This window comes from Sanguibacter suarezii NBRC 16159, assembly GCF_001552735.1.
In the GTDB taxonomy this organism is placed as follows: domain Bacteria; phylum Actinomycetota; class Actinomycetes; order Actinomycetales; family Cellulomonadaceae; genus Sanguibacter; species Sanguibacter suarezii.
In genome coordinates, this window is record NZ_BCRT01000022.1 from 38,669 (window position 1) to 56,233 (window position 17,565).

Below are 17,565 nucleotides of genomic sequence, written 5' to 3' on the forward strand. Positions count from 1 at the left end.
GGCGGACGGTCAGCCCTCAGGTGCGGCGTCCGGGTCGTCGTGGGCTCCCGAGCGGGGCGTCTGGTCCCGTGAGGTGGGCTCGTGCGAGGACGTCCCGCCCGGCGTGGGGCCGTGCGGTCCCTGCTCGCGCGGTGCGTGCCCGGCAGCGTCCTGCTGCGACGGCGTCTGGCCGTCCGTGCGCGGGGCGGGAGGGCCGTCCGGGGTGCCGGGGGTACCCGGCGTGGCGGGGCGTCCCTGACGCTGCTGCTCGCGGGCGAGACGCCAGAGGAACTCGGGGTCGTCGTCGGGAGCGACGGGGCCGCTGGGTCGCCGGCGTGCCTTCGGCCCGTTGCCGGCCGACGGAGCGCCCGGGAGCACTGCCTGCCCACGGCGCGAGCGGCTGAACGCGATCCAGGCGATCGGTCCGAAGTACGGCAGCACGATGATGATGACGACCCACAACCAGCCCGGGATCCCCCCACGGTCGCGTTCGTCGCTGGTGGCGAAGTCGGCGAGGGCGTAGACGAGGAGTGCGAAGGCTGCGATGACTGCGATGGCGCGGAACATCTCTCCAGCCTAAGCGTTTACGCTGAGTGGATGCCCTTCATCATCTATTCTGTGCTCCGCCTCGCCCTGATCCTCGTGCTCGGCGTGGTGCTCTACGCCGTCGGCGTGCGTGACCTGCTGCTTCCCGTGCTGGCGATCGTGCTGGCGCTCATGGTGTCCTACCTGGTGCTCGGCACCCAGCGTGAGGCCGCTGCGGTCTACCTCGCCGGTCGCAAGAAGACCCGCGAGGAGACCGGCGAGCGGTTCAGCCGCGCCGTCAGCGGCGACGCCGCCTTCGAGGACGAGCAGGTAGACACGGCCGCCGGCCGCCCGGGCGTGTCGGGAGGCGCTGGCGCCGCCGCCGAGGAGCCGCCCGTCGCGGACGAGACGTCCTCAGATCGCGAGCCCTAGCCCCAGCAGCACGCCGAAGGCGAGCTCGTACATCCCCGTCGCGGCGAGCACCGGGACGAGGAGACGGCCCCGTGCCCCGGCGATCACCGGGATGCTCAGCAGCGCCGCCGGGAAGGCGAGCAGCAGGACGATCACGGCCCAGCCGTTGACGAGGGCGCAGGCCGCGCCGAGGAGCAGCGGCAGCCAGATCATCGCGACGTAGGCCCGCCGGGCCCGGTGGTCACCCATCCGCACCGCGAGGGTGCGCTTGCCGACGACCGCGTCGGTGGGGATGTCGCGGATGTTGTTGACCATGAGGATGGCGCAGGCGAGCAGCCCCACCGCCACGGCGCCGAGCAGCGCGGGGACGGTCACCCGGTCGATCTGCGTGTAGGTCGTGCCGAGCACGGCCACCAGGCCGAAGAAGATGAACACCCCGACCTCACCCAGACCGAGGTAGCCGTAGGGCTTGCTGCCACCGGTGTAGAACCACCCCGCCGCGATGGCGAGGGCTCCGACCGCGATGAGCCACCAGTGCCCGGAGACCACGACCAGGGCGAGGCCGAACAGCGCACCGACACCGAAGGCGGTGACGGCCGCCGTCTTGACCTGGGACGGGCGGGCCACCCCGGCAGCGGTCAGGCGCAGCGGTCCCACGCGGTCGAGGTCGGTGCCGCGCACGCCGTCGGAGTAGTCGTTGGCGTAGTTCACCCCTACCTGCAGGGCGAGCGCCACGAGCAGGGCGAGGACGGCGGGCAGCGCCGCGAAGCCGTCGACCTGGGCGGCTGCCCCCGAGCCCACGAGCACGGGGGTCGCGGCGGCGGGCAGGGTCCGCGGGCGGGCGCCAGCGATCCACTCAGAGGGCGTTGCCATGGGGCTCCGATCAGTTGTGCGACGTCGAACCGGTCCGGCCGAGCCTGCGAGCTGCGAGGCTCGCGACCTCGCGTCGGTCGATCTTCCCCGGTCCGCGCTGAGCGAGCTCGTCGACGATCACGACGTGACGCGGAGCGGCCGGGGCTCCCAGGATATCGGTGACGTGGCCCCGGATCTGCGTGAGCAGCTCCTGCGGGGTCTGCTCCACTCCTGGTGCCAGGGTCATCACGGCCACCACCGTCGTCCCCCACTCCGCGTCCGCCAGCCCGACGACGCACGCCTGGGCGATCCCGTGCGCCCCGGTCAGCAGCGCCTCCACCGCGGCCGGTGCGACGTTCACGCCGCCGGTGATGAGCATGTCGTCCCCGCGGCCCTGGACCGTGAGACGGTCGACGCCGTCGACCGTGGTGAGCACGCCGACGTCGTTGGTGCGCAACCACCGCACCCCGTCGCTGCCGGTGCGGAAGGCCTGCGCGGTGGCGACGGGGTCGTCGGCGTAGCGTTCGGCGAGCACCGGTCCGCTGATCTCGATCCGTCCCTCGTGCACCCGCACCGCGACGCCGTCGAGCGGGACGCCGTCGTACACGCAGCCGCCCGCGGTCTCGGACATGCCATAGGTCGTCACCACGCGGACGCCGGCCTGCGCCAGCGCAGCGAGCAGGGCCGGCGCCGGCGCGGCCCCGCCCAGCAGGACGGCGTCGTAGCGCGCGAGGGCTTCGAGGCCGGCGGGGGAGCCCGCTGCGGCGTCGGCCACCAGCCGGTGGGCCTGGGTGGGCACCAAGGACGTGAAGCGGCGCTCGCCGGTGAGCCGGCCGGTGGCCTCGGCGAAGTGCTGCGAGCGGAAGCCGTCGCGCAGGTCCATGAGTACCGGGGTGGTGCCGGCGAGCACCGAGCGGGCCACCACCTGGAGGCCGGCGACGTGCGTGGTGGGCAGGGCGAGCAGCCACTGCCCGTGCCCCCCGAGCCGGGACGCCGTCGCCTCGCCGGAGGCACGCACGGCTCGGGCGGACAGGACCACCTGACGCGGCTGACCCGTCGAGCCGGAGGTCGGCACGCGGAGCTCGGCCCCCGGCGACCCGTCCGGTGCGGCCAGCGCCGCCGTGACCTGCTCTCGCACGCGGTCTACCACCTGATTGGTGGGATCGGGGAGGGGAATATGTACGCTCTGGGGTGTGCCGGTCACCAGATCAGCGTAGATCGGCCCCTAGGGTGGTCCCGACTCGCGCAGATCTGCTGGGCGGTCCGGGCCCCGCCGACTGACTGACATATCGAACCGAGGAGTACTCACCGTGCTGCGAATCCACAGCGTGCCGACTACCGGAACCCCCGTGCGCCGCCGCGCACCCTGGGGTGCGCTCGCGGCCACCGTGGTCTCTGCGAGCCTGCTGGTGGCCGGGTGTTCCTCTGACTCTGACCCCGCGAGCTCGACTGCTGAAGTCACGACGGACGCGACGTCAGACAAGTCCGCGGCTCCCGACCCTGCGCTCCCGACCACCTGGGCGCTGACCGGGGTGACGTCCTCTGAGCTGGTCAACCGACCGGCCCTGGCGATCAAGGTGGAGAACTCCCGCGAGGCCCGCCCCCAGACCGGGCTGGAGTACTCCGACGTCGTGTGGGAAGAAGTCGTTGAGGGGGGCATCACCCGCTACATCGCCGTCTACCACTCTCAGGTGCCCGAGACCGTCGGACCGATCCGCTCGGTGCGTCCCATGGATGCCAACATCATCGCCCCGACCACCGGACTCATGGCCTTCTCAGGCGGACAGCCTCCCTTCGTCCAGTCGGTGAGCGACGTCGGCCTTCAGGTCATCAGCAACGACGCCGGCAGCGCCGGCTTCTACCGGACCAAGGACCGCCGTGCCCCGCACAACGTCTTCGGGACCCCGGCGACCTTCCTCGAGCAGGCAGACGCGGCGCACCAGGACTCCCCGAAGGGGGAGTTCCTCTTCGCTGCCGACGCTGCTCAGGCCTCGGCCGTCGTCTCGGGGACGCCGACCTCATCGATCGCCGTCGTGATGTCTGCCTCGAGCCAGCCGAACTGGGCCTGGGACGAGGCTTCGGGGACCTTCCTGCGGTCGGAGGGGACTACACCTGCGGTCTCCTCGACCGGTGCGCAGCTCGCCGCGAAGAACGTCGTCGTCCTCAAGGTCGAGATGGTCAACACCGAGTTCCTCGATCCGGCGGGCACCCCGGTCCCCGAGACCCAGGTCATCGGCTCAGGCGAGGCCGTGGTCGCCTCGGGCGGCAAGTCGGTCACCGCGACGTGGACCAAGCCCGACGCCGCCTCACCCTTCTCGTTGACCGCCGCCGACGGCACGCCGATCACCCTCGCACCGGGAAACACCTGGGTCGAGCTCATGCCGACGAGCTCCGGGTCGGTCACCACCGGCTGATCGCCACCGCCGGGCCCGGCTCATCCGTTGGGTGGAGCCGGGCGTCCGGCAGTCAGCCCACCGGATGACCGCGGGGCCGTCAGAACCAGCCGCCAGCCCGACGTGCGCGCAGGCCGTCCGCGCGCATCCTTGATGTATGGCAACCTACGTCCCCCACTCAGGACCGGCTGGGATCAGCACACCGGGCACCCCGCGCTCTGCGCGTTCCACCGCTGCACGCACCACCCCGCGTGCCGTGGCACCCACGACCATCCCGGCCAAGACGGTCACCTCACGCAAGGTGAGCGGCTACGAGCCGGGGGACGAGCCGAGCAAGGCGTCGTCCGTCTTCCCCGTGCTGGCGGCCTTCGGGGCGTTGTTCGCCGTCGCCTTCGGCGCGGCCTACTTCGGTCGTGACCTCATCGCCGTCATCGGACAGCTGCTCGGGACCTGACCCGGGCGGCCGGCGCAGGACCCGGGTCAGGACGTCGCCGCCGGGTCAGAAGTAGTACGGGAAGCCCGACCAGTCCGGGTCGCGCCGCTCGAGGAAGGCGTCACGCCCCTCGACGGCCTCGTCGGTCATGTACGCCAGCCGCGTCGCCTCACCGGCGAAGACCTGCTGCCCGGCCAGGCCGTCGTCGGCCAGGTTGAAGGCGAACTTGAGCATGCGGATCGCCTGGGGCGACTTGGTCGCGATGATCCGCGCGTACTCCAGGGCGAGGTTCTCCACGTCGGCGTGGTCGGCCACCTCGTTCACGGCGCCCCACTCGTACGCGTCCTGGGCGGAGTACTCCCGCGCCAGGAAGAAGACCTCACGGGCCCGCTTCTGACCGACCTGCCGGGCGAACAGCGCCGACCCGTAGCCCGCGTCGAAGGACCCGACGTTGGCGTCGGTCTGCTTGAACCGGGCGTGCTCGCGGCTCGCGATCGACAGGTCCGCGACCACGTGCAGGGAGTGCCCGCCACCGGCTGCCCAGCCGTTGACCACGGCGATGACCACCTTGGGCATGGTGCGCATGAGGCGCTGCACCTCGAGGATGTGCAGCCGCCCGGCCTGGGCGGGGTCGATGTGGTCGGCCGTCTGCGCGGCCTGCCCCGAGGCGTCGTCCGTGGTGTACCGGTAGCCGTCGCGCCCGCGGATGCGCTGGTCGCCTCCTGAGCAGAAGGCCCAGCCGCCGTCCTTGGCGCTGGGGCCGTTGCCGGTGAGGATCACCGCAGCCACGTCAGAGGTCATCCGGGCGTGGTCCATGACGCGGTAGAGCTCGTCGACGGTGTGCGGGCGGAAGGCGTTGCGGACCTCGGGACGGTGGAAGGCGACCCGCACGACCGGCAGGTCACGCTCGACGGGCCCGGTCCGGTCGACGCCGCGGTGGTAGGTGATGTCTGTCAGGCCCTCGAAGCCGGCGACCACGCGCCAGCGCTCGGGCTCGAAGGTCTGGGACACCGTGGTGGGGAGTGCGCTCATCCGACCACCTTAGGGGAGGGGCCGCGAGCCCCGTCCTCCACAGCGCCGAGCGTGGGCTGCCTCGATACGATGAAGACAGCGACGGACCCGCCCGGACGGCGCATCGCGAGCCGAGGGGCGTCGACATGGGCACACGGCGAGACGACGACGCGTCGCCGGAGGGCAGCGCGCCGGGGCCAGCGAGCCGGCGGTTGATGCTGCTGCTCGCTGCGGCGATGTTCGTCCTGGTGGTCGACACCTCGCTGATGAACGTGTCGATCTCCGCGGTCATCACCGACCTCGACACCACGGCCAGCGGCGTGCAGTCCGCCATCGCCCTGGAAGCTCTGGTCTCGGCGGCGTTCATCCTCATCAACAGCAAGGTCGGGGACCTCATCGGACGCAAGCGGGCCTACGTCCTGGGGCTGTGCGCCTACGCCCTCGGTGCGCTGGCCATGACCCTGGCCCAGAGCCTCACGGCGATCGTCGTCTTCTGGGCGGTCATCGGTGGTCTGGGCGCATCCCTCCTGCTCCCGGCGATGCAGTCGCTGATCCACGGCAACTTCACCGGCGCCGCCCAGAAGAAGGCGTACGCGCTGGTGGGTGCGGCAGCGGCGATCGCCGCCGCGGTGGGTCCGCTGCTGGGCGGCTTCGTCACCACCTACCTGTCGTGGCGGGTGGGCTTCGCCCTCGAGGTGCTCGTCATCGCCGTCGTGCTCAGCCAGATCAGGCTGGTCCGTGACGTCCCCTACACCGGCCAGCGCCGGGTCGACGTCGTCGGAGCCGTGCTGTCGGTGATCGGCATGGGCGGCGTGGTGCTCGGGATCCTCGTGTGGCAGGAGGGCGGGGAGTACGTCGGCCTGCTCATCGTGATCGGGGTCGCGGCGCTCGTGGCGCTGGCCCGGTGGCTCGTCCGGGGCAGGCGCGCCGGCCGCGTGACCCTCCTCGATCCCGACCTCTTCCGGCACCCGAGCTTCACGACCGGGGTCACCGGCCAGATGCTGCAGCAGGTGACGCTGGGCGGCGCGATGATCGCCCTGCCGTTGTTCTTCCAGATGACCCTGGAGTACGACGCGCTCCAGGCTGGCCTCTCGCTGGCACCGCTGTCGCTGACCATGTTCGCCGCGGCTGTCATGGCCGGGAGGACGGCCGGGCGACGGCGCCCCGCCGCGATCATCCGCGCCGGCTTCCTGCTCGCCACCCTCGGGATCGGCGCCATCATCCCGGTGGTCCCGAGGGTGGACAGCGGCTGGTGGACGGCCATCCCGCTCGCCGTCGCGGGGTGCGGACTGGGCCTGCTCGTCTCCCAGCTCAACAACTACACGCTGGCCCCCGTCGAGGAGGAACGCGTCAGCGAGGCAGCCGGCGTCAACTCCGCGGCCGGGTCCTTCGGGCTGTCCTTCGGCCTGGCGATGACCGGCGGCATCCTGCTGGCTGCGCTGTCTGTGAGCTTCACGCAGATGACCCAGGACAGCTCGGTCATCCCGCCCGCCGAGCAGCAGCAGATCGCCGCCGCCCTCGAGGAGGACGCCGAGGTCATGAGCAACACACAGCTGGCAGAGCAGATCACGGGGCAGCCGCCTGCCGTCGAGGAGGCTGTGGTGTCCATCAACGACGATGCCCGCAACCTGTCGCTGCAGGTGGCCCTCCTCGTGCCGGTCCTCGCCGGTCTGCTGGGGCTGGGGAACTCCTTCCGGATGCTGCGCCTGCCCGATCAGCGGCCGTCGTCCTCGCTGGAGGGCACGGGGCTCGGCTGACGCCACGGGCGGAGGTCGCCCTCGACCGCCTAACCTGGGGTGGTGAACGTCTACTCCACCCCCTTGACCACCCGGTTTCGTGGCATCGACGTGCGCGACGGCGTGCTGCTGGCCGGTCCGGCCGGCTGGGGTGAGTTCTCCCCCTTCTGGGACTACGACGACGCGGAGTCCGTGTCCTGGTGGCGCGCGGCCTGGGAGGCCGCTCACCTGGGGTGGCCGGCGCCGGTGCGCACCCACGTCCCGGTCAACGTCACCGTCCCGGCGACGGACCCCGAGCGCGCCCACCGGATCGTCCTGGCCTCCGGAGGCTGCCGCACCGCGAAGGTCAAGGTCGCCGAGCGCGGGCAGGGCGTGGGGGAGGAGATCGCCCGGCTGGAGGCCGTCCGCGACGTCCTCGGTCCGGGTGGGGCGATCCGCATCGACGCCAACGGCGCCTGGGACGTGGAGACCGCCGTCGAGCGGTTGCGCGTGCTCGACCGCGCGGCCGGCGGCCTGGAGTACGTCGAGCAGCCCTGCGCCGAGGTCTCCGAGCTCGCCGAGGTGCGGCGCCGCACCTCCGTCCCGGTCGCCGCGGACGAGTCCATCCGGCGCGCCGAGGACCCCTTCGCGGTGGTCCGGGCGCAGGCCGCCGACATCATCGTGCTCAAGGTGCAGCCCCTCGGTGGGGTGCGGGCCTGCCTGGACCTGGCCGAGCAGGTCGGGCTGCCCGTCGTCGTCTCGTCGGCGCTGGAGAGCTCGGTCGGGCTGGCTGCCGGGATCGCGCTCGCTGCGGCGCTGCCCCGGCTCGACCATGCCTGTGGGCTGGCGACCTCCCAGCTCCTCGTCCACGACACCGTCCCCGACCCGCTGCTGCCCACCGGCGGCATGATCGAGGTCCGCCGCCCTGTCCCGGACGCGGTGAGCCTCGCCGCGACCGACGCCCACCTGCTCGACCCGGGCGTCGCCCAGCGCTGGGAGCAGCGCGCAACCCGCGTCGCCCGGCTGGCCCAGGCCCTGCCTGCGCCGTCCCGAGACACCACGTCAGGAGACACCACCCCGTGACCACCTCGCCGTCCATCGCCGCAGCGCGAGACCTCGTCCGCTCCCTCGTCCGGCTGGGCGTGCGCGACGTCGTGCTGGCGCCCGGCTCGCGCAGCGCGCCGCTGGCCTACGCCTTCGCCCTCGCCGCCGGGCACACGATGCCGGGAGGGCGCTCGCCGCTCATCCGTCTGCACGTGCGTGTCGACGAGCGCGACGCCGGCTTCCTCGCCCTGGGGCTGGCGCGCGCCGCCCAGCTGCGGGCCGGCGGGCAGGACGGCCCTGAGCCCACGGCTCCGGTCGCGGTGGTCACCACCTCCGGGACCGCGGTGGCCAACCTCCTGCCGGCGGTGCTCGAGGCGCACTACAGCGGCATCCCGCTGCTGCTGCTCACCGCGGACCGACCGCACGAGCTGCGCGGCACGGGCGCCAACCAGACCGGGGACCAGGTGGGGATCTTCGGCTCGGCGACCCGGCTCGCGGTGGACGTCCCTGCGCCGTCCGGGCGCCCCGAAGAGCTGCGCGACCTGCGCGCGCTGGTGACCCGCGCGATCGCCGCGGCGTCGGGCACGCGCAGCGCGCACCCGGGGCCGGTGCACCTCAACCTCGCCTACCGCGAGCCCCTCGCGCCCAGCCCGCAGGAGCTCGCCGCGATGGACGTCAGCGGCGACGGCCTGTCCGGAGAGGCGCCGCTGGCCGACGACGAGGGCCCCACCGGGCTGGGCCAGGGACTGGGGACGGTGCTGGCCCGCACACCGCCCGCCGACGACCCGCTCGTGGACGAGCTGCGCCTGGACACCGAGCCGGCGACCGTGGTCGTGGCCGGGGACGGCGCTGGTCCGGTGGCCCGGATGCTGGCCGAGGCGCGGGGCTGGCCGCTGCTGGCCGAGGCCTGCTCAGGGGCCGCCGGCGGCCAGAACCTCATCCGCGCCCACCGCCTCGTGCTCGGGATCAGTGATCTGGCCGACCAGGTGCGTCAGGTGATCCTGCTGGGACGACCGACCGTCTCCCGGCCGGTGCAGCAGCTGCTGGCCCGCCCCGACGTGCGCGTCGTCGTCGTGGCCACCGGCGCCGAGCAGTGGCCCGACGCCGCCCGCAACGCCTCCTTCGTCCTCGACCACGTGCCTGCGGACTGGCTCACCAACCCCCTCGAGCTGCGCAGCGTGGACGCCCTCCAGGCGTGGCGGGCAGCCTCCAAGGCCGCGACGGACGTCGTCGCGCAGGCCAGCGCGGACCTCTCCCAGGGCCTCACGGCGCTCGCGGTCGTCGACGCGGTGGCTGCGGCGAGCGGGCCGGACGACGCGCTCGTGGTCGGGTCGTCGAGCCCGGTGCGCGACCTCGACCTCGTGGCGCGCTGGTCGGAGCCGCCGGCGGTGGTGGCCAACCGCGGGCTGGCCGGGATCGACGGCACGGTCTCGACCGCGATCGGCGTCGCCCTGGGCCTGCAGACCCCGCCGCACGGGCCGGGGACCGGTGGCGGCGCCGTGCGGGCCCTGCTCGGTGACCTGACCTTCCTGCACGACGTCGGCGGGCTGCTGCGCGGGCCCTTCGAACCGGCGGTCTCGCTGCAGATCGTCGTGGTCAACGACGACGGCGGGTCGATCTTCGCCGGGCTCGAGCACGGCCGGACCGGGAACCCGATGCTCTTCGAGCGGGTGTTCGCCACGCCGCACGGCGCAGACCTGGGAGCGCTGTGCGCCGGCTACGGCGTGCACCACGAGCTGCTCGACGACCTGGCGACGCTGGCAGAGGTGCTTGCGCACCCGCGTCCGGGGCTCTCCGTCGTCGAGGTCGCCGTCAGCCGCGACGGCCGTGCCACCCAGGAAGGAGAGCTGCTCGCGACCCTCCGGGCGTCGGTGTGATCGCCGATAATTCGCAGCAAATCCTCAGGGAAGTTCAAGCCGCATCACAGTTCGACACGGTTAAGTGGGGTTCAGTCGAAGGAAGGTGGACCCCATGAGCATCAACGACAAGACTCCCGGAAACGGCTTCAACCCTGAGCACTCTGGCGAGCCGACGCAGCGCATCGACCAGGTGCGCCCCGCCGGCCCCGCCCAGCCCGGCGCGACCGCGCCGCTGCCCCCTGTGCCCCCGGCACCTGACGCACAGCAGCACCAGGCGCCGCACACCCAGCAGCCCTACGCCGTGCACCAGCAGTACATGAGCTCGTCGGCCGAGCGCAGCCAGCCCGCACAGCCCGCACAGAGCTCCGCGAAGCGTCGCATGATGGCCCCGGTGGCCGTCACCGCAGTCGCCGCCGCGGTGCTCGCCAGCCTCGGGACGGCCGCGGTGACCGGCCAGTTCGACGGCGACAAGGACTCCACGACCACGACCTCCTCGGCCTTCGGGTCGATCGGGCAGAAGAGCGACTCGTCGGTCTCGGTCCCCGTGGCCTCGTCCACCGTGACCAACCCCGACTGGCAGAAGGTCACCTCGGCCGTGGCTCCGTCCGTGGTCGCCATCGCCGTGACCACCCCCGAGGGATCCGGTGAAGGATCCGGCGTGGTCATCGACGACGAGGGACACATCCTCACCAACGACCACGTGGTCGCCGGCGCCAACGACGACACCGTCCAGGTGACCCTCTACGACGGGCGCATCTACGAGGCGACGATCACCGGTCTCGACCCGGCGACCGACCTCGCCGTCGTCAAGCTGGTGGACCCGCCCAGCGACCTGAAGTCGGCGGTCTTCGCTGACTCGGCCGACGTGGTCGTCGGCGAGCCGGTCATGGCCATGGGCAACCCGCTCGGGCTGTCCAACACGGCCACCACGGGCATCGTCTCGGCGGTCAACCGTCCGGTCAGCACGGCCACGACCACCGCGGACCAGACTGCCGTGGTGACCAACGCGATCCAGATCGACGCCGCCATCAACCCGGGCAACAGCGGTGGTCCGCTGTTCAACGCCAGCGGTGAGGTCATCGGCATCACGTCCTCGATCGCCTCGCTGTCCTCCGGCTCGGGCCAGTCCGGCTCGATCGGCCTCGGCTTCGCCATCCCGGCGAACCTCGCCCAGAACATCGGTGCCCAGCTCATCGAGGCCGGCTCCGCCGAGCACGCCTTCCTGGGCGTGAGCCTCTCGGACGGCACCGGGACCGCGGACGGCACCACCCGTCAGGGCGCCGTGGTCGAGTCCGTCTCGGACGGGTCCCCGGCGCAGAAGGCCGGGCTGAAGGTCGGTGACGTCATCGTCGCGATCGACGGCGAGGCCGTGACCGGCGCGGAGTCCCTCACCGGCTTCGTCCGGGCGCTGCCCGCGGACACCGAGGTCATCCTGACCGTGGTCCGCGACGGCGAGGCCCTGGACGTCGAGGCCACCCTGGTCACCAAGGCCGAGGAAGCCCAGTCCAACTCCGGCCAGGATGGGTCGGGCCAGGACGGCTCCGGACAGAGCGGCTCGGGCCAGAGCGGCTCCGGGCAGGGTGGATTCGGCTCCGGACGCGGCGGCTCCGACAGCCCGAGCGCCATCCCTGACCTGGGACAGCTGTTCCCCGGCCAGCGCGGCTAGAACTCAACAGGCTTCCTCACGGGTGACTCGCCCCCCTGATCACCCGGCGAGGACAGGCAAAGGCCAGTGCTCTCCCCCCGAGCGCTGGCCTTTGTGGCATCCCGACCCGGTGCGGCCCAGCGGCGTACAGCGGCGGTCAGCGGCGTTCAGCCCAGCGCGTGCCGCATGGGCTCGAGCTTGGCCTCGGTCTCGGCGAGCTCGGCGTCGGGGTCGGAGGCGGCCACGACCCCGCACCCGGCGAAGAGCCGGATCCGGTGGGGGTCGGCGGGGTCGAGCGCGGCGGACCGCAGGGCGATGCCCCACTCCCCGTCCCCGTCGCCGCCCATCCATCCCACCGGCCCGGCGTACCGGGCCCGGTCCATACCCTCGATCTCGCGGATGAGAGCGTTGGCCACCGGGGTGGGCGTGCCGCAGACCGCAGCCGTGGGGTGCAGCGCCGCAGCGAGCGACAGGCTCGACGGCGTCGTCTCGCCCGTGGTGCACAGCACCCCGGTGACGTCGCTGGCCAGGTGCAGCACGTTGGGCAGGTGCAGCACGAAGGGTGTCTCGGGGACGTTGAGCGACTGGCAGAACGGCTCGAGGGCCTGAGCCACCGAGGTGACCGCATACTCGTGCTCCTCGAGGTCCTTGGAGGAGTGCGCGAGCACTGCGGCCCGCGCCAGGTCTGCTTCCTCGCCGCCGGTCCGGCGGATCGTCCCGGCGAGCACGCGGGAGGTGACCAGCCCCTTCTCGCTGCGCACGAGCAGCTCGGGCGTCGCTCCGACCATGCCGTCCACGCTGAAGGTCCAGCACCCGGCGTAGGAGTCCGCCAGGCGGGTCAGCAGCCAGCGCGGGTCGATCGGCTCGCTCGTGCGGGCGAGCACGTCGCGCGCCATGACCACCTTCTCCAGCGCCCCTGCTCGGATCCGGTCCACCGCCTCCTCGACGGCGGCCGTCCAGGCGTCGTCGGTGACGGCTCCCTGGGAGTAGGTCACCGTGCCGGGGGAGGAGATCGGCGTGGCGCCGCCCGCCTCGGTGACGACCTCGGTGAGCGTGGGCGCCGGGCTCAGCGCGGGCACGGCGTCGGCCGTGGTGATCGTGGTGATCCAGGACTTCTCACCGCGCCGGCCGACGACGACGCGCGGCACCACGAGCACCCCGCCGGCGGCGGAGGACTCATCGAAGGCGAAGGACCCGAAGGCGACCGGGCCGGTGCCGGGCAGCATGATGTCGTCTCGCACGATCGCGTGGGCGCGCAGCCGGGCCCAGGCGGCCTCGGCGTCGGCGAAGCGCGCGGCGCCCGTCGTCTCGATCCGGGCCACCTCGCCCCAGGCGACCAGGCCGTCGCCGCGGCGCACCCACGCCAGCGGGCCGGTGGCCGGGAGCAGGCGCAGCAGCGCTGCGACGTCGGTGTCGAGATCGCCGTCGAGCGACGTGGTGCGGACCACGAGGGCTGTGGGGCGGGGCTGGGGGGAATCGCTCGGGGCGGCCGGCTGGGAACTCATCGCCACCAAGCCTACGACTCATCCTGTGGGCGTGGTGCCGTCCCACGGCGCCCGCGCGGGGGTGCGCCGCCACCTGCGCTCAGATGAGACGATGGGGCAATGTCACGCGCCAGCCTGGAGAAGAAGCCCACCGAGGTCGCCTCGATGTTCGACGGCATCGCTCGCCACTACGACCTCACCAACGACCTGATCTCGCTCGGGCAGGACCGCTCGTGGCGTCGGGCGACGGTCAAGGCCGTCGGCGCCGGTCCGGGCGACCGCGTCCTGGACCTGGCTGCGGGCACCGGCACGTCGAGCGAGCCCTTCGCCGCGGCCGGCGCGCAGGTCGTGCCGTGCGACTTCTCCTTCGGCATGCTCGCGGTGGGCAAGGAGCGCCGTCCCGACCTGCCCTTCACGGCCGGCGACGCGACGCAGCTGCCCTTCGCGGACGAGTCCTTCGACGTGGTGACCATCTCCTTCGGCCTGCGCAACGTCGTGGACACCCTGGGTGCGCTCACCGAGATGCGCCGGGTGGTCCGCCCCGGGGGACGCATCGTCATCTGCGAGTTCTCCGCACCCACCTGGGCCCCGCTGCGCACGGTGTACAGCGAGTACCTCATGCGCGCGCTGCCCAAGGTCGCCGGGATGGTGACCAAGGACGCCGGGTCCTACGAGTACCTGGCTGAGTCCATCCGCGCCTGGCCGGACCAGGAGGAGCTGGGCCGGCTCATGCTGTCGGCCGGCTGGAGCTCGGTGGGCTACCGCAACCTCACCGGTGGCATCGTCGCGCTGCACCGCGGCACCCGCACGGACTGACCGGACGGGCGGTCACCAGCTGGCGTTGCGCGCCAGCTCGAGGGCGCCGTCCTGCCACCACTGGCCCGCGGCCGGGCCGCCGTTGCAGGCGCCGTCGCTCTCTCCCGGCGCCTTGGCCCAGATGAGCGCGTCGAGCCGGGTGCCGTCGGAGACCATCTGCGACGGCTCTCCGAGCCCGCGCCCGCCGGGGTTGCACCACTGCGTGCCGTCCGGCCCCGCGCCGTTGCGCGAGGTGTCCACGACGAAGGTCTTCCCGCCCACCAGCGCCGAGACCTCCTCGCCGTAGGCCCGTGAGGCCTCGGTGGTCTGGTAGTTGGAGGTGTTGAGGGCGAAGCCCGCAGCGTGGTCGAAGCCGACGAGAGCGAGCCGCCGGGCGGCCTCGGCGGCGCTCAACCACGCCGGGTGCCCGGCGTCGACGTAGACGCGTCCACCGGCCAGCGTGAGCTTCTCGGCGGCGTACCGGAGGTAGCCCACCCGGTCGCCCTGACCGTCGCAGTCGCCGAGCTGGGCGAGGGCGTCGGGTTCCAGGACGATCCACGGGGTCCCCGTGATGCCGGAGGCGATCGTGTCGATCCAGGCCGCGTACTCGCTCGTGGCGACGCCGCCCGCGGAGTGGTTGCCGCAGTCGCGGCCGGGGATGGCGTAGACCACGACCAGCGGAATCTGTCCGGCGGCGGCCGCCTGGCTCGTGTGGTCGGCCAGCGAGGCGCGCGCCTGGTCCGCGCTGGACCAGCTGCCCACCCACAGCGCCTGGGGGGTCTGGGCGATCTTGTCGAGCAGGGTCCGCGTCTCGCCCGAGGCGGCCTGGGCGGCCGTCGCGGCCTGCGTGGCCGGGTTGGTGTAGAAGCCGGTCAGGGCCTGGGGCGCAGGTCCAGCCGGGGGCCCGGCGCTCGGAGCTGCGGGCGTGCCCGGCGCCGGGCCGGTGCACGGCTCCCCGTCGAGGGTGAAATCTGTCGGCACGCCGTTGGAGCCCTGCCACGACGCGATGAAGCCGAAGGTGGCGCTCTCCCCGACGTCGAGCGCGGCGTTGTGCTCGACGGAGGTCATCGAGACCGCGGTCGCGGTCTGGCTCGCGGTCGCGTTCCACGTCTGTCCCACACTCTGGCCGTCGGCGAAGGTCCACCCCAGCGTCCAGGTGGCCACGGGAGCAGCCAGGACCGTGACGACGACGTCGGCCTGGAACTCGCCCTGCCACTGGTTCGTCACGGTGTACTCCACCGCGCACGTCGGTGGCGGCGGCGTCTGCGTCGCGGAGTCAGACGGTGTCACCGGCGCCGCGAGGGAGGGGGACGAGGACGCGCCGGCCTCGTCGACGGGAGCGGAGCCGGAGCAGGCGACCAGCGTCGCGGCGAGCGCGCCCGCGACGAGCAGCCGCACGGAGCGTCCCAGCATGTGGTCCAGCGGCGAGCGGTGCGGCGTCGGCATGGTGCTCCGGTCCCTCGTGCGGTCAGGTGGCAGACGCTCGCTCAGCGAGCGCACGAGCGTCCTGGCAGGCGCCCACGAGGGGGTCGGTCTCCCTGCGCAGAACATAGTCGACGCAGGTCCGCGGCTTGTGCGACGGACATGCGGGGCAGGCCTAAGGAAGGCATGCCTAAGCAGACATCGGGCAGGACCGTGACTAGAGTGGCGTCATTGATTGTGATCCGATTCACAAACGATGGCTCGTCGGCGCGCCCCCACGGCGCTGCGTCTGTTTTCCCCCAGGCACGACCCGTTCGGTTCGCGAAGAGGCAGGACATGAGACTCACAGGCAGCGATGACGCAGACGTCATCGTCGTGGGCGCAGGGCCGGCTGGCTCTGCCGCCGCCCACTACTGCGCCGCCGCGGGCCTCGACGTCCTGCTCATGGAGAAGTCCAGCTTCCCCCGGGACAAGATCTGCGGCGACGGGCTCACCCCGCGCGCGGTCAGCGAGCTGGTCCGGATGGGCGTTCCCACCCGTGAAGAGGACGGCTGGATCCGCAACGTCGGGCTGCGCGCCGTCGCCGGCGGACGGTCCTATGAGTTCCCCTGGCCCGAGCTCAAGTCCTACCCCTCCTACGGGCTCGCGCGCTCGCGGATGAACCTCGACCAGACGCTGGCCGAGCACGCCCGCGCCACCGGCGCCAAGCTCATGGAGCGCACCAACGTCACCGGCGCCGTCACCGACGAGCGCACCGGCCGCGTCGTCGGCGTGACAGCACGCCCGGTGGACGAGGCCGGCCGCCGCGCCGGGGAGGAGCGCACCTACCGTGCCCCCGTCGTCATCGCGGCCGACGGCGTCTCGGCCCGGATGGCCACCTCGCTGGGGATCGAGAAGGCCAACAACCGCCCGATGGGCGTCGCGGTGCGCACGTACTTCACCAGCCCCCGTCACGACGACCCGTGGATGGAGTCCCAGCTCGAGCTGTGGGACGGCAAGCCCGGCAAGTCGAACCTGCTGCCCGGCTACGGCTGGATCTTCGCCCTGGGCGACGGCACGGTCAACGTCGGCCTCGGCTCGGTGTCCTCGACCGCCGCGGCCACGAAGATCGACTACAAGAACCTCTTCGCCCGGTGGATGGAGAACACTCCCGAGGAGTGGGGCTTCACCCCGGAGAACCAGCTCGGCCCGGTGCGCGGCGCCGCGCTGCCGATGGGCTTCAACCGCAAGCCTCTCTACACCCGCGGCCTCATGCTCGTCGGCGACGCCGGCGGGATGGTCAGCCCCTTCAACGGTGAGGGCATCGCCTACGCCATGCAGGCTGGCCGGACCGCGGCCGACGTCGTCGCGCAGGCCCGCGTGCGCGGCACCGACGCCTCCCGCGAGCGGGCGCTCGCCACCTACCCCGAGATCATGCGCCGCGACCTCGGTGGGTACTACACGCTCGGGCGGTACTTCGTGAAGCTCATCGAGCACCCGCAGGTCATGCACCTGTGCACGAAGTACGGGCTGCCCCGGCCGTTGATCATGAAGTTCGTCGTCAAGCTCCTGTCCGACTGCTACGAACCCCACGGTGGCGACGTCGTCGACCGAGTCATCGCGGGTCTGACCAGGGTGGTGCGCTCCGCATGAACAATCCGTATGTCCCTCTTCTCGTCCTCATGGGAATCGCCCTGGTGCTCGCCCTCGGCGGTGTGGGTGCGAGCGCGCTCATCGGTCCCAAGCGCTACAACCGGGCCAAGCTCGACGCCTACGAGTGCGGGATCGAACCGACCCCGCAGGCTGCTGGCGGCGGGCGGTTCCCGATCAAGTACTACCTCGTGGCGATGACCTTCATCATCTTCGACATCGAGGTCGTCTTCCTCTACCCGTGGGCCGTGGACTTCACCACGCTGGCCACCTTCGGTCTGGTCGCGATGCTCGCCTTCCTGGCGCTCATCACCGTGCCGTTCATCTACGAGTGGCGCCGGGGTGGGTTCGAGTGGGTCTGACCACCG

The 17,565-nt window shown here is 72.4% G+C and carries 16 protein-coding genes; 10 read left to right on the forward strand and 6 right to left on the reverse strand.

The window, feature by feature from the left end; translation table 11 throughout:
• Window positions 1-9: 9 nt before the first annotated feature.
• A complete protein-coding gene (locus tag SS2_RS17195; protein ID WP_083942358.1) occupies window positions 10-546 on the reverse strand; it encodes a PLD nuclease N-terminal domain-containing protein in 537 nt (178 codons plus the stop codon).
• Between the two features lie 30 nt (window positions 547-576).
• Here SS2_RS17195 and SS2_RS16115 point away from each other — a divergent pair, with 30 nt between their 5' ends.
• Window positions 577-936, forward strand: a complete 360-nt coding sequence (locus SS2_RS16115) for a DUF4229 domain-containing protein (protein WP_066465971.1) — start codon at window positions 577-579, stop codon at window positions 934-936.
• On the opposite strand, the gene SS2_RS16120 is transcribed toward SS2_RS16115, so the two are convergent.
• Window positions 919-1,788, reverse strand: a complete 870-nt coding sequence (locus tag SS2_RS16120; RefSeq protein WP_066465972.1) for a 1,4-dihydroxy-2-naphthoate polyprenyltransferase — start codon at window positions 1,786-1,788, stop codon at window positions 919-921. The genes SS2_RS16115 and SS2_RS16120 overlap by 18 nt on opposite strands.
• Window positions 1,789-1,798: 10 nt before the next feature.
• Window positions 1,799-2,905 carry an AMP-binding protein gene (locus SS2_RS16125; protein WP_066465973.1) on the reverse strand — a complete coding sequence of 369 codons (1,107 nt, stop codon included), beginning with the start codon at window positions 2,903-2,905 and terminating at the stop codon, window positions 1,799-1,801.
• A 190-nt stretch (window positions 2,906-3,095) separates the two neighbouring features.
• On the opposite strand from SS2_RS16125, the gene SS2_RS16130 reads away from it, so the two are divergent.
• Together SS2_RS16130 and SS2_RS16135 are read left to right on the forward strand one after the other, a co-directional pair.
• On the forward strand, window positions 3,096-4,181 hold the full coding sequence (locus SS2_RS16130; RefSeq protein WP_245643665.1) for a DUF3048 domain-containing protein: 1,086 nt from the start codon (window positions 3,096-3,098) through the stop codon (window positions 4,179-4,181).
• Between the two features lie 136 nt (window positions 4,182-4,317).
• Window positions 4,318-4,614, forward strand: coding sequence for a hypothetical protein (locus SS2_RS16135; protein ID WP_066465975.1), 297 nt, complete (start codon window positions 4,318-4,320; stop codon window positions 4,612-4,614).
• Between the two features lie 45 nt (window positions 4,615-4,659).
• Here SS2_RS16135 and SS2_RS16140 read toward each other — a convergent pair whose 3' ends face one another.
• Entirely contained in the window at window positions 4,660-5,625 is a 966-nt protein-coding gene (locus tag SS2_RS16140) for a 1,4-dihydroxy-2-naphthoyl-CoA synthase (protein ID WP_066465981.1), read from the reverse strand.
• A gap of 125 nt (window positions 5,626-5,750) precedes the next feature.
• Between SS2_RS16140 and SS2_RS16145 the strand changes: the two genes are divergently transcribed.
• The 4 genes from SS2_RS16145 (at window position 5,751) to SS2_RS16160 (ending at window position 11,888) form a co-directional block, all read left to right on the forward strand.
• A complete protein-coding gene (locus SS2_RS16145; protein WP_066465982.1) occupies window positions 5,751-7,361 on the forward strand; it encodes an MFS transporter in 1,611 nt (536 codons plus the stop codon).
• A gap of 39 nt (window positions 7,362-7,400) precedes the next feature.
• Window positions 7,401-8,402 (forward strand): o-succinylbenzoate synthase, encoded by a 1,002-nt coding sequence (locus tag SS2_RS16150; protein ID WP_066465983.1) that lies wholly within the window; start codon window positions 7,401-7,403, stop codon window positions 8,400-8,402.
• A complete protein-coding gene (menD, locus tag SS2_RS16155; RefSeq protein ID WP_066465984.1) occupies window positions 8,399-10,240 on the forward strand; it encodes a 2-succinyl-5-enolpyruvyl-6-hydroxy-3-cyclohexene-1-carboxylic-acid synthase in 1,842 nt (613 codons plus the stop codon). Before SS2_RS16150 ends, menD begins: the two co-directional genes overlap by 4 nt.
• A gap of 94 nt (window positions 10,241-10,334) precedes the next feature.
• Window positions 10,335-11,888, forward strand: coding sequence for a S1C family serine protease (locus SS2_RS16160; RefSeq protein WP_066465986.1), 1,554 nt, complete (start codon window positions 10,335-10,337; stop codon window positions 11,886-11,888).
• Window positions 11,889-12,034: 146 nt separating this feature from the next.
• Here SS2_RS16160 and SS2_RS16165 read toward each other — a convergent pair whose 3' ends face one another.
• Window positions 12,035-13,372: an isochorismate synthase gene (locus SS2_RS16165; RefSeq protein ID WP_066466096.1), complete on the reverse strand. Its 1,338-nt coding sequence runs from the start codon at window positions 13,370-13,372 to the stop codon at window positions 12,035-12,037.
• Between the two features lie 99 nt (window positions 13,373-13,471).
• Here SS2_RS16165 and SS2_RS16170 point away from each other — a divergent pair, with 99 nt between their 5' ends.
• Window positions 13,472-14,167: a demethylmenaquinone methyltransferase gene (locus SS2_RS16170; RefSeq protein WP_066465988.1), complete on the forward strand. Its 696-nt coding sequence runs from the start codon at window positions 13,472-13,474 to the stop codon at window positions 14,165-14,167.
• A 12-nt stretch (window positions 14,168-14,179) separates the two neighbouring features.
• Here SS2_RS16170 and SS2_RS16175 read toward each other — a convergent pair whose 3' ends face one another.
• The gene (locus tag SS2_RS16175) at window positions 14,180-15,559 is read right to left on the reverse strand and encodes a glycoside hydrolase family 6 protein (RefSeq protein ID WP_083942371.1); all 1,380 of its coding nucleotides are present in this window, start codon (window positions 15,557-15,559) and stop codon (window positions 14,180-14,182) included.
• A 345-nt stretch (window positions 15,560-15,904) separates the two neighbouring features.
• Here SS2_RS16175 and SS2_RS16180 point away from each other — a divergent pair, with 345 nt between their 5' ends.
• Window positions 15,905-17,200, forward strand: a complete 1,296-nt coding sequence (locus tag SS2_RS16180; protein ID WP_066465992.1) for a geranylgeranyl reductase family protein — start codon at window positions 15,905-15,907, stop codon at window positions 17,198-17,200.
• Window positions 17,197-17,559 (forward strand): NADH-quinone oxidoreductase subunit A, encoded by a 363-nt coding sequence (locus tag SS2_RS16185; protein WP_066465993.1) that lies wholly within the window; start codon window positions 17,197-17,199, stop codon window positions 17,557-17,559. Before SS2_RS16180 ends, SS2_RS16185 begins: the two co-directional genes overlap by 4 nt.
• The last annotated feature ends 6 nt before the right edge of the window (window positions 17,560-17,565 follow it).

What these genes read in the sequence shown, in the direction of transcription:
- SS2_RS16160 (WP_066465986.1), top strand. Translation starts at nt 10,335, where the DNA reads ATGAGCATCAACGACAAGACTCCCGGAAACGGCTTCAACCCTGAGCAC.
- SS2_RS17195 (WP_083942358.1), bottom strand. Translation starts at nt 546, where the DNA reads ATGTTCCGCGCCATCGCAGTCATCGCAGCCTTCGCACTCCTCGTCTAC.
- SS2_RS16175 (WP_083942371.1), bottom strand. Translation starts at nt 15,559, where the DNA reads ATGCTGGGACGCTCCGTGCGGCTGCTCGTCGCGGGCGCGCTCGCCGCG.
- SS2_RS16140 (WP_066465981.1), bottom strand. Translation starts at nt 5,625, where the DNA reads ATGAGCGCACTCCCCACCACGGTGTCCCAGACCTTCGAGCCCGAGCGC.
- SS2_RS16180 (WP_066465992.1), top strand. Translation starts at nt 15,905, where the DNA reads ATGAGACTCACAGGCAGCGATGACGCAGACGTCATCGTCGTGGGCGCA.
- SS2_RS16170 (WP_066465988.1), top strand. Translation starts at nt 13,472, where the DNA reads ATGTCACGCGCCAGCCTGGAGAAGAAGCCCACCGAGGTCGCCTCGATG.
- SS2_RS16115 (WP_066465971.1), top strand. Translation starts at nt 577, where the DNA reads ATGCCCTTCATCATCTATTCTGTGCTCCGCCTCGCCCTGATCCTCGTG.
- SS2_RS16145 (WP_066465982.1), top strand. Translation starts at nt 5,751, where the DNA reads ATGGGCACACGGCGAGACGACGACGCGTCGCCGGAGGGCAGCGCGCCG.
- SS2_RS16135 (WP_066465975.1), top strand. Translation starts at nt 4,318, where the DNA reads ATGGCAACCTACGTCCCCCACTCAGGACCGGCTGGGATCAGCACACCG.
- SS2_RS16120 (WP_066465972.1), bottom strand. Translation starts at nt 1,788, where the DNA reads ATGGCAACGCCCTCTGAGTGGATCGCTGGCGCCCGCCCGCGGACCCTG.
- SS2_RS16165 (WP_066466096.1), bottom strand. Translation starts at nt 13,372, where the DNA reads ATGAGTTCCCAGCCGGCCGCCCCGAGCGATTCCCCCCAGCCCCGCCCC.
- SS2_RS16185 (WP_066465993.1), top strand. Translation starts at nt 17,197, where the DNA reads ATGAACAATCCGTATGTCCCTCTTCTCGTCCTCATGGGAATCGCCCTG.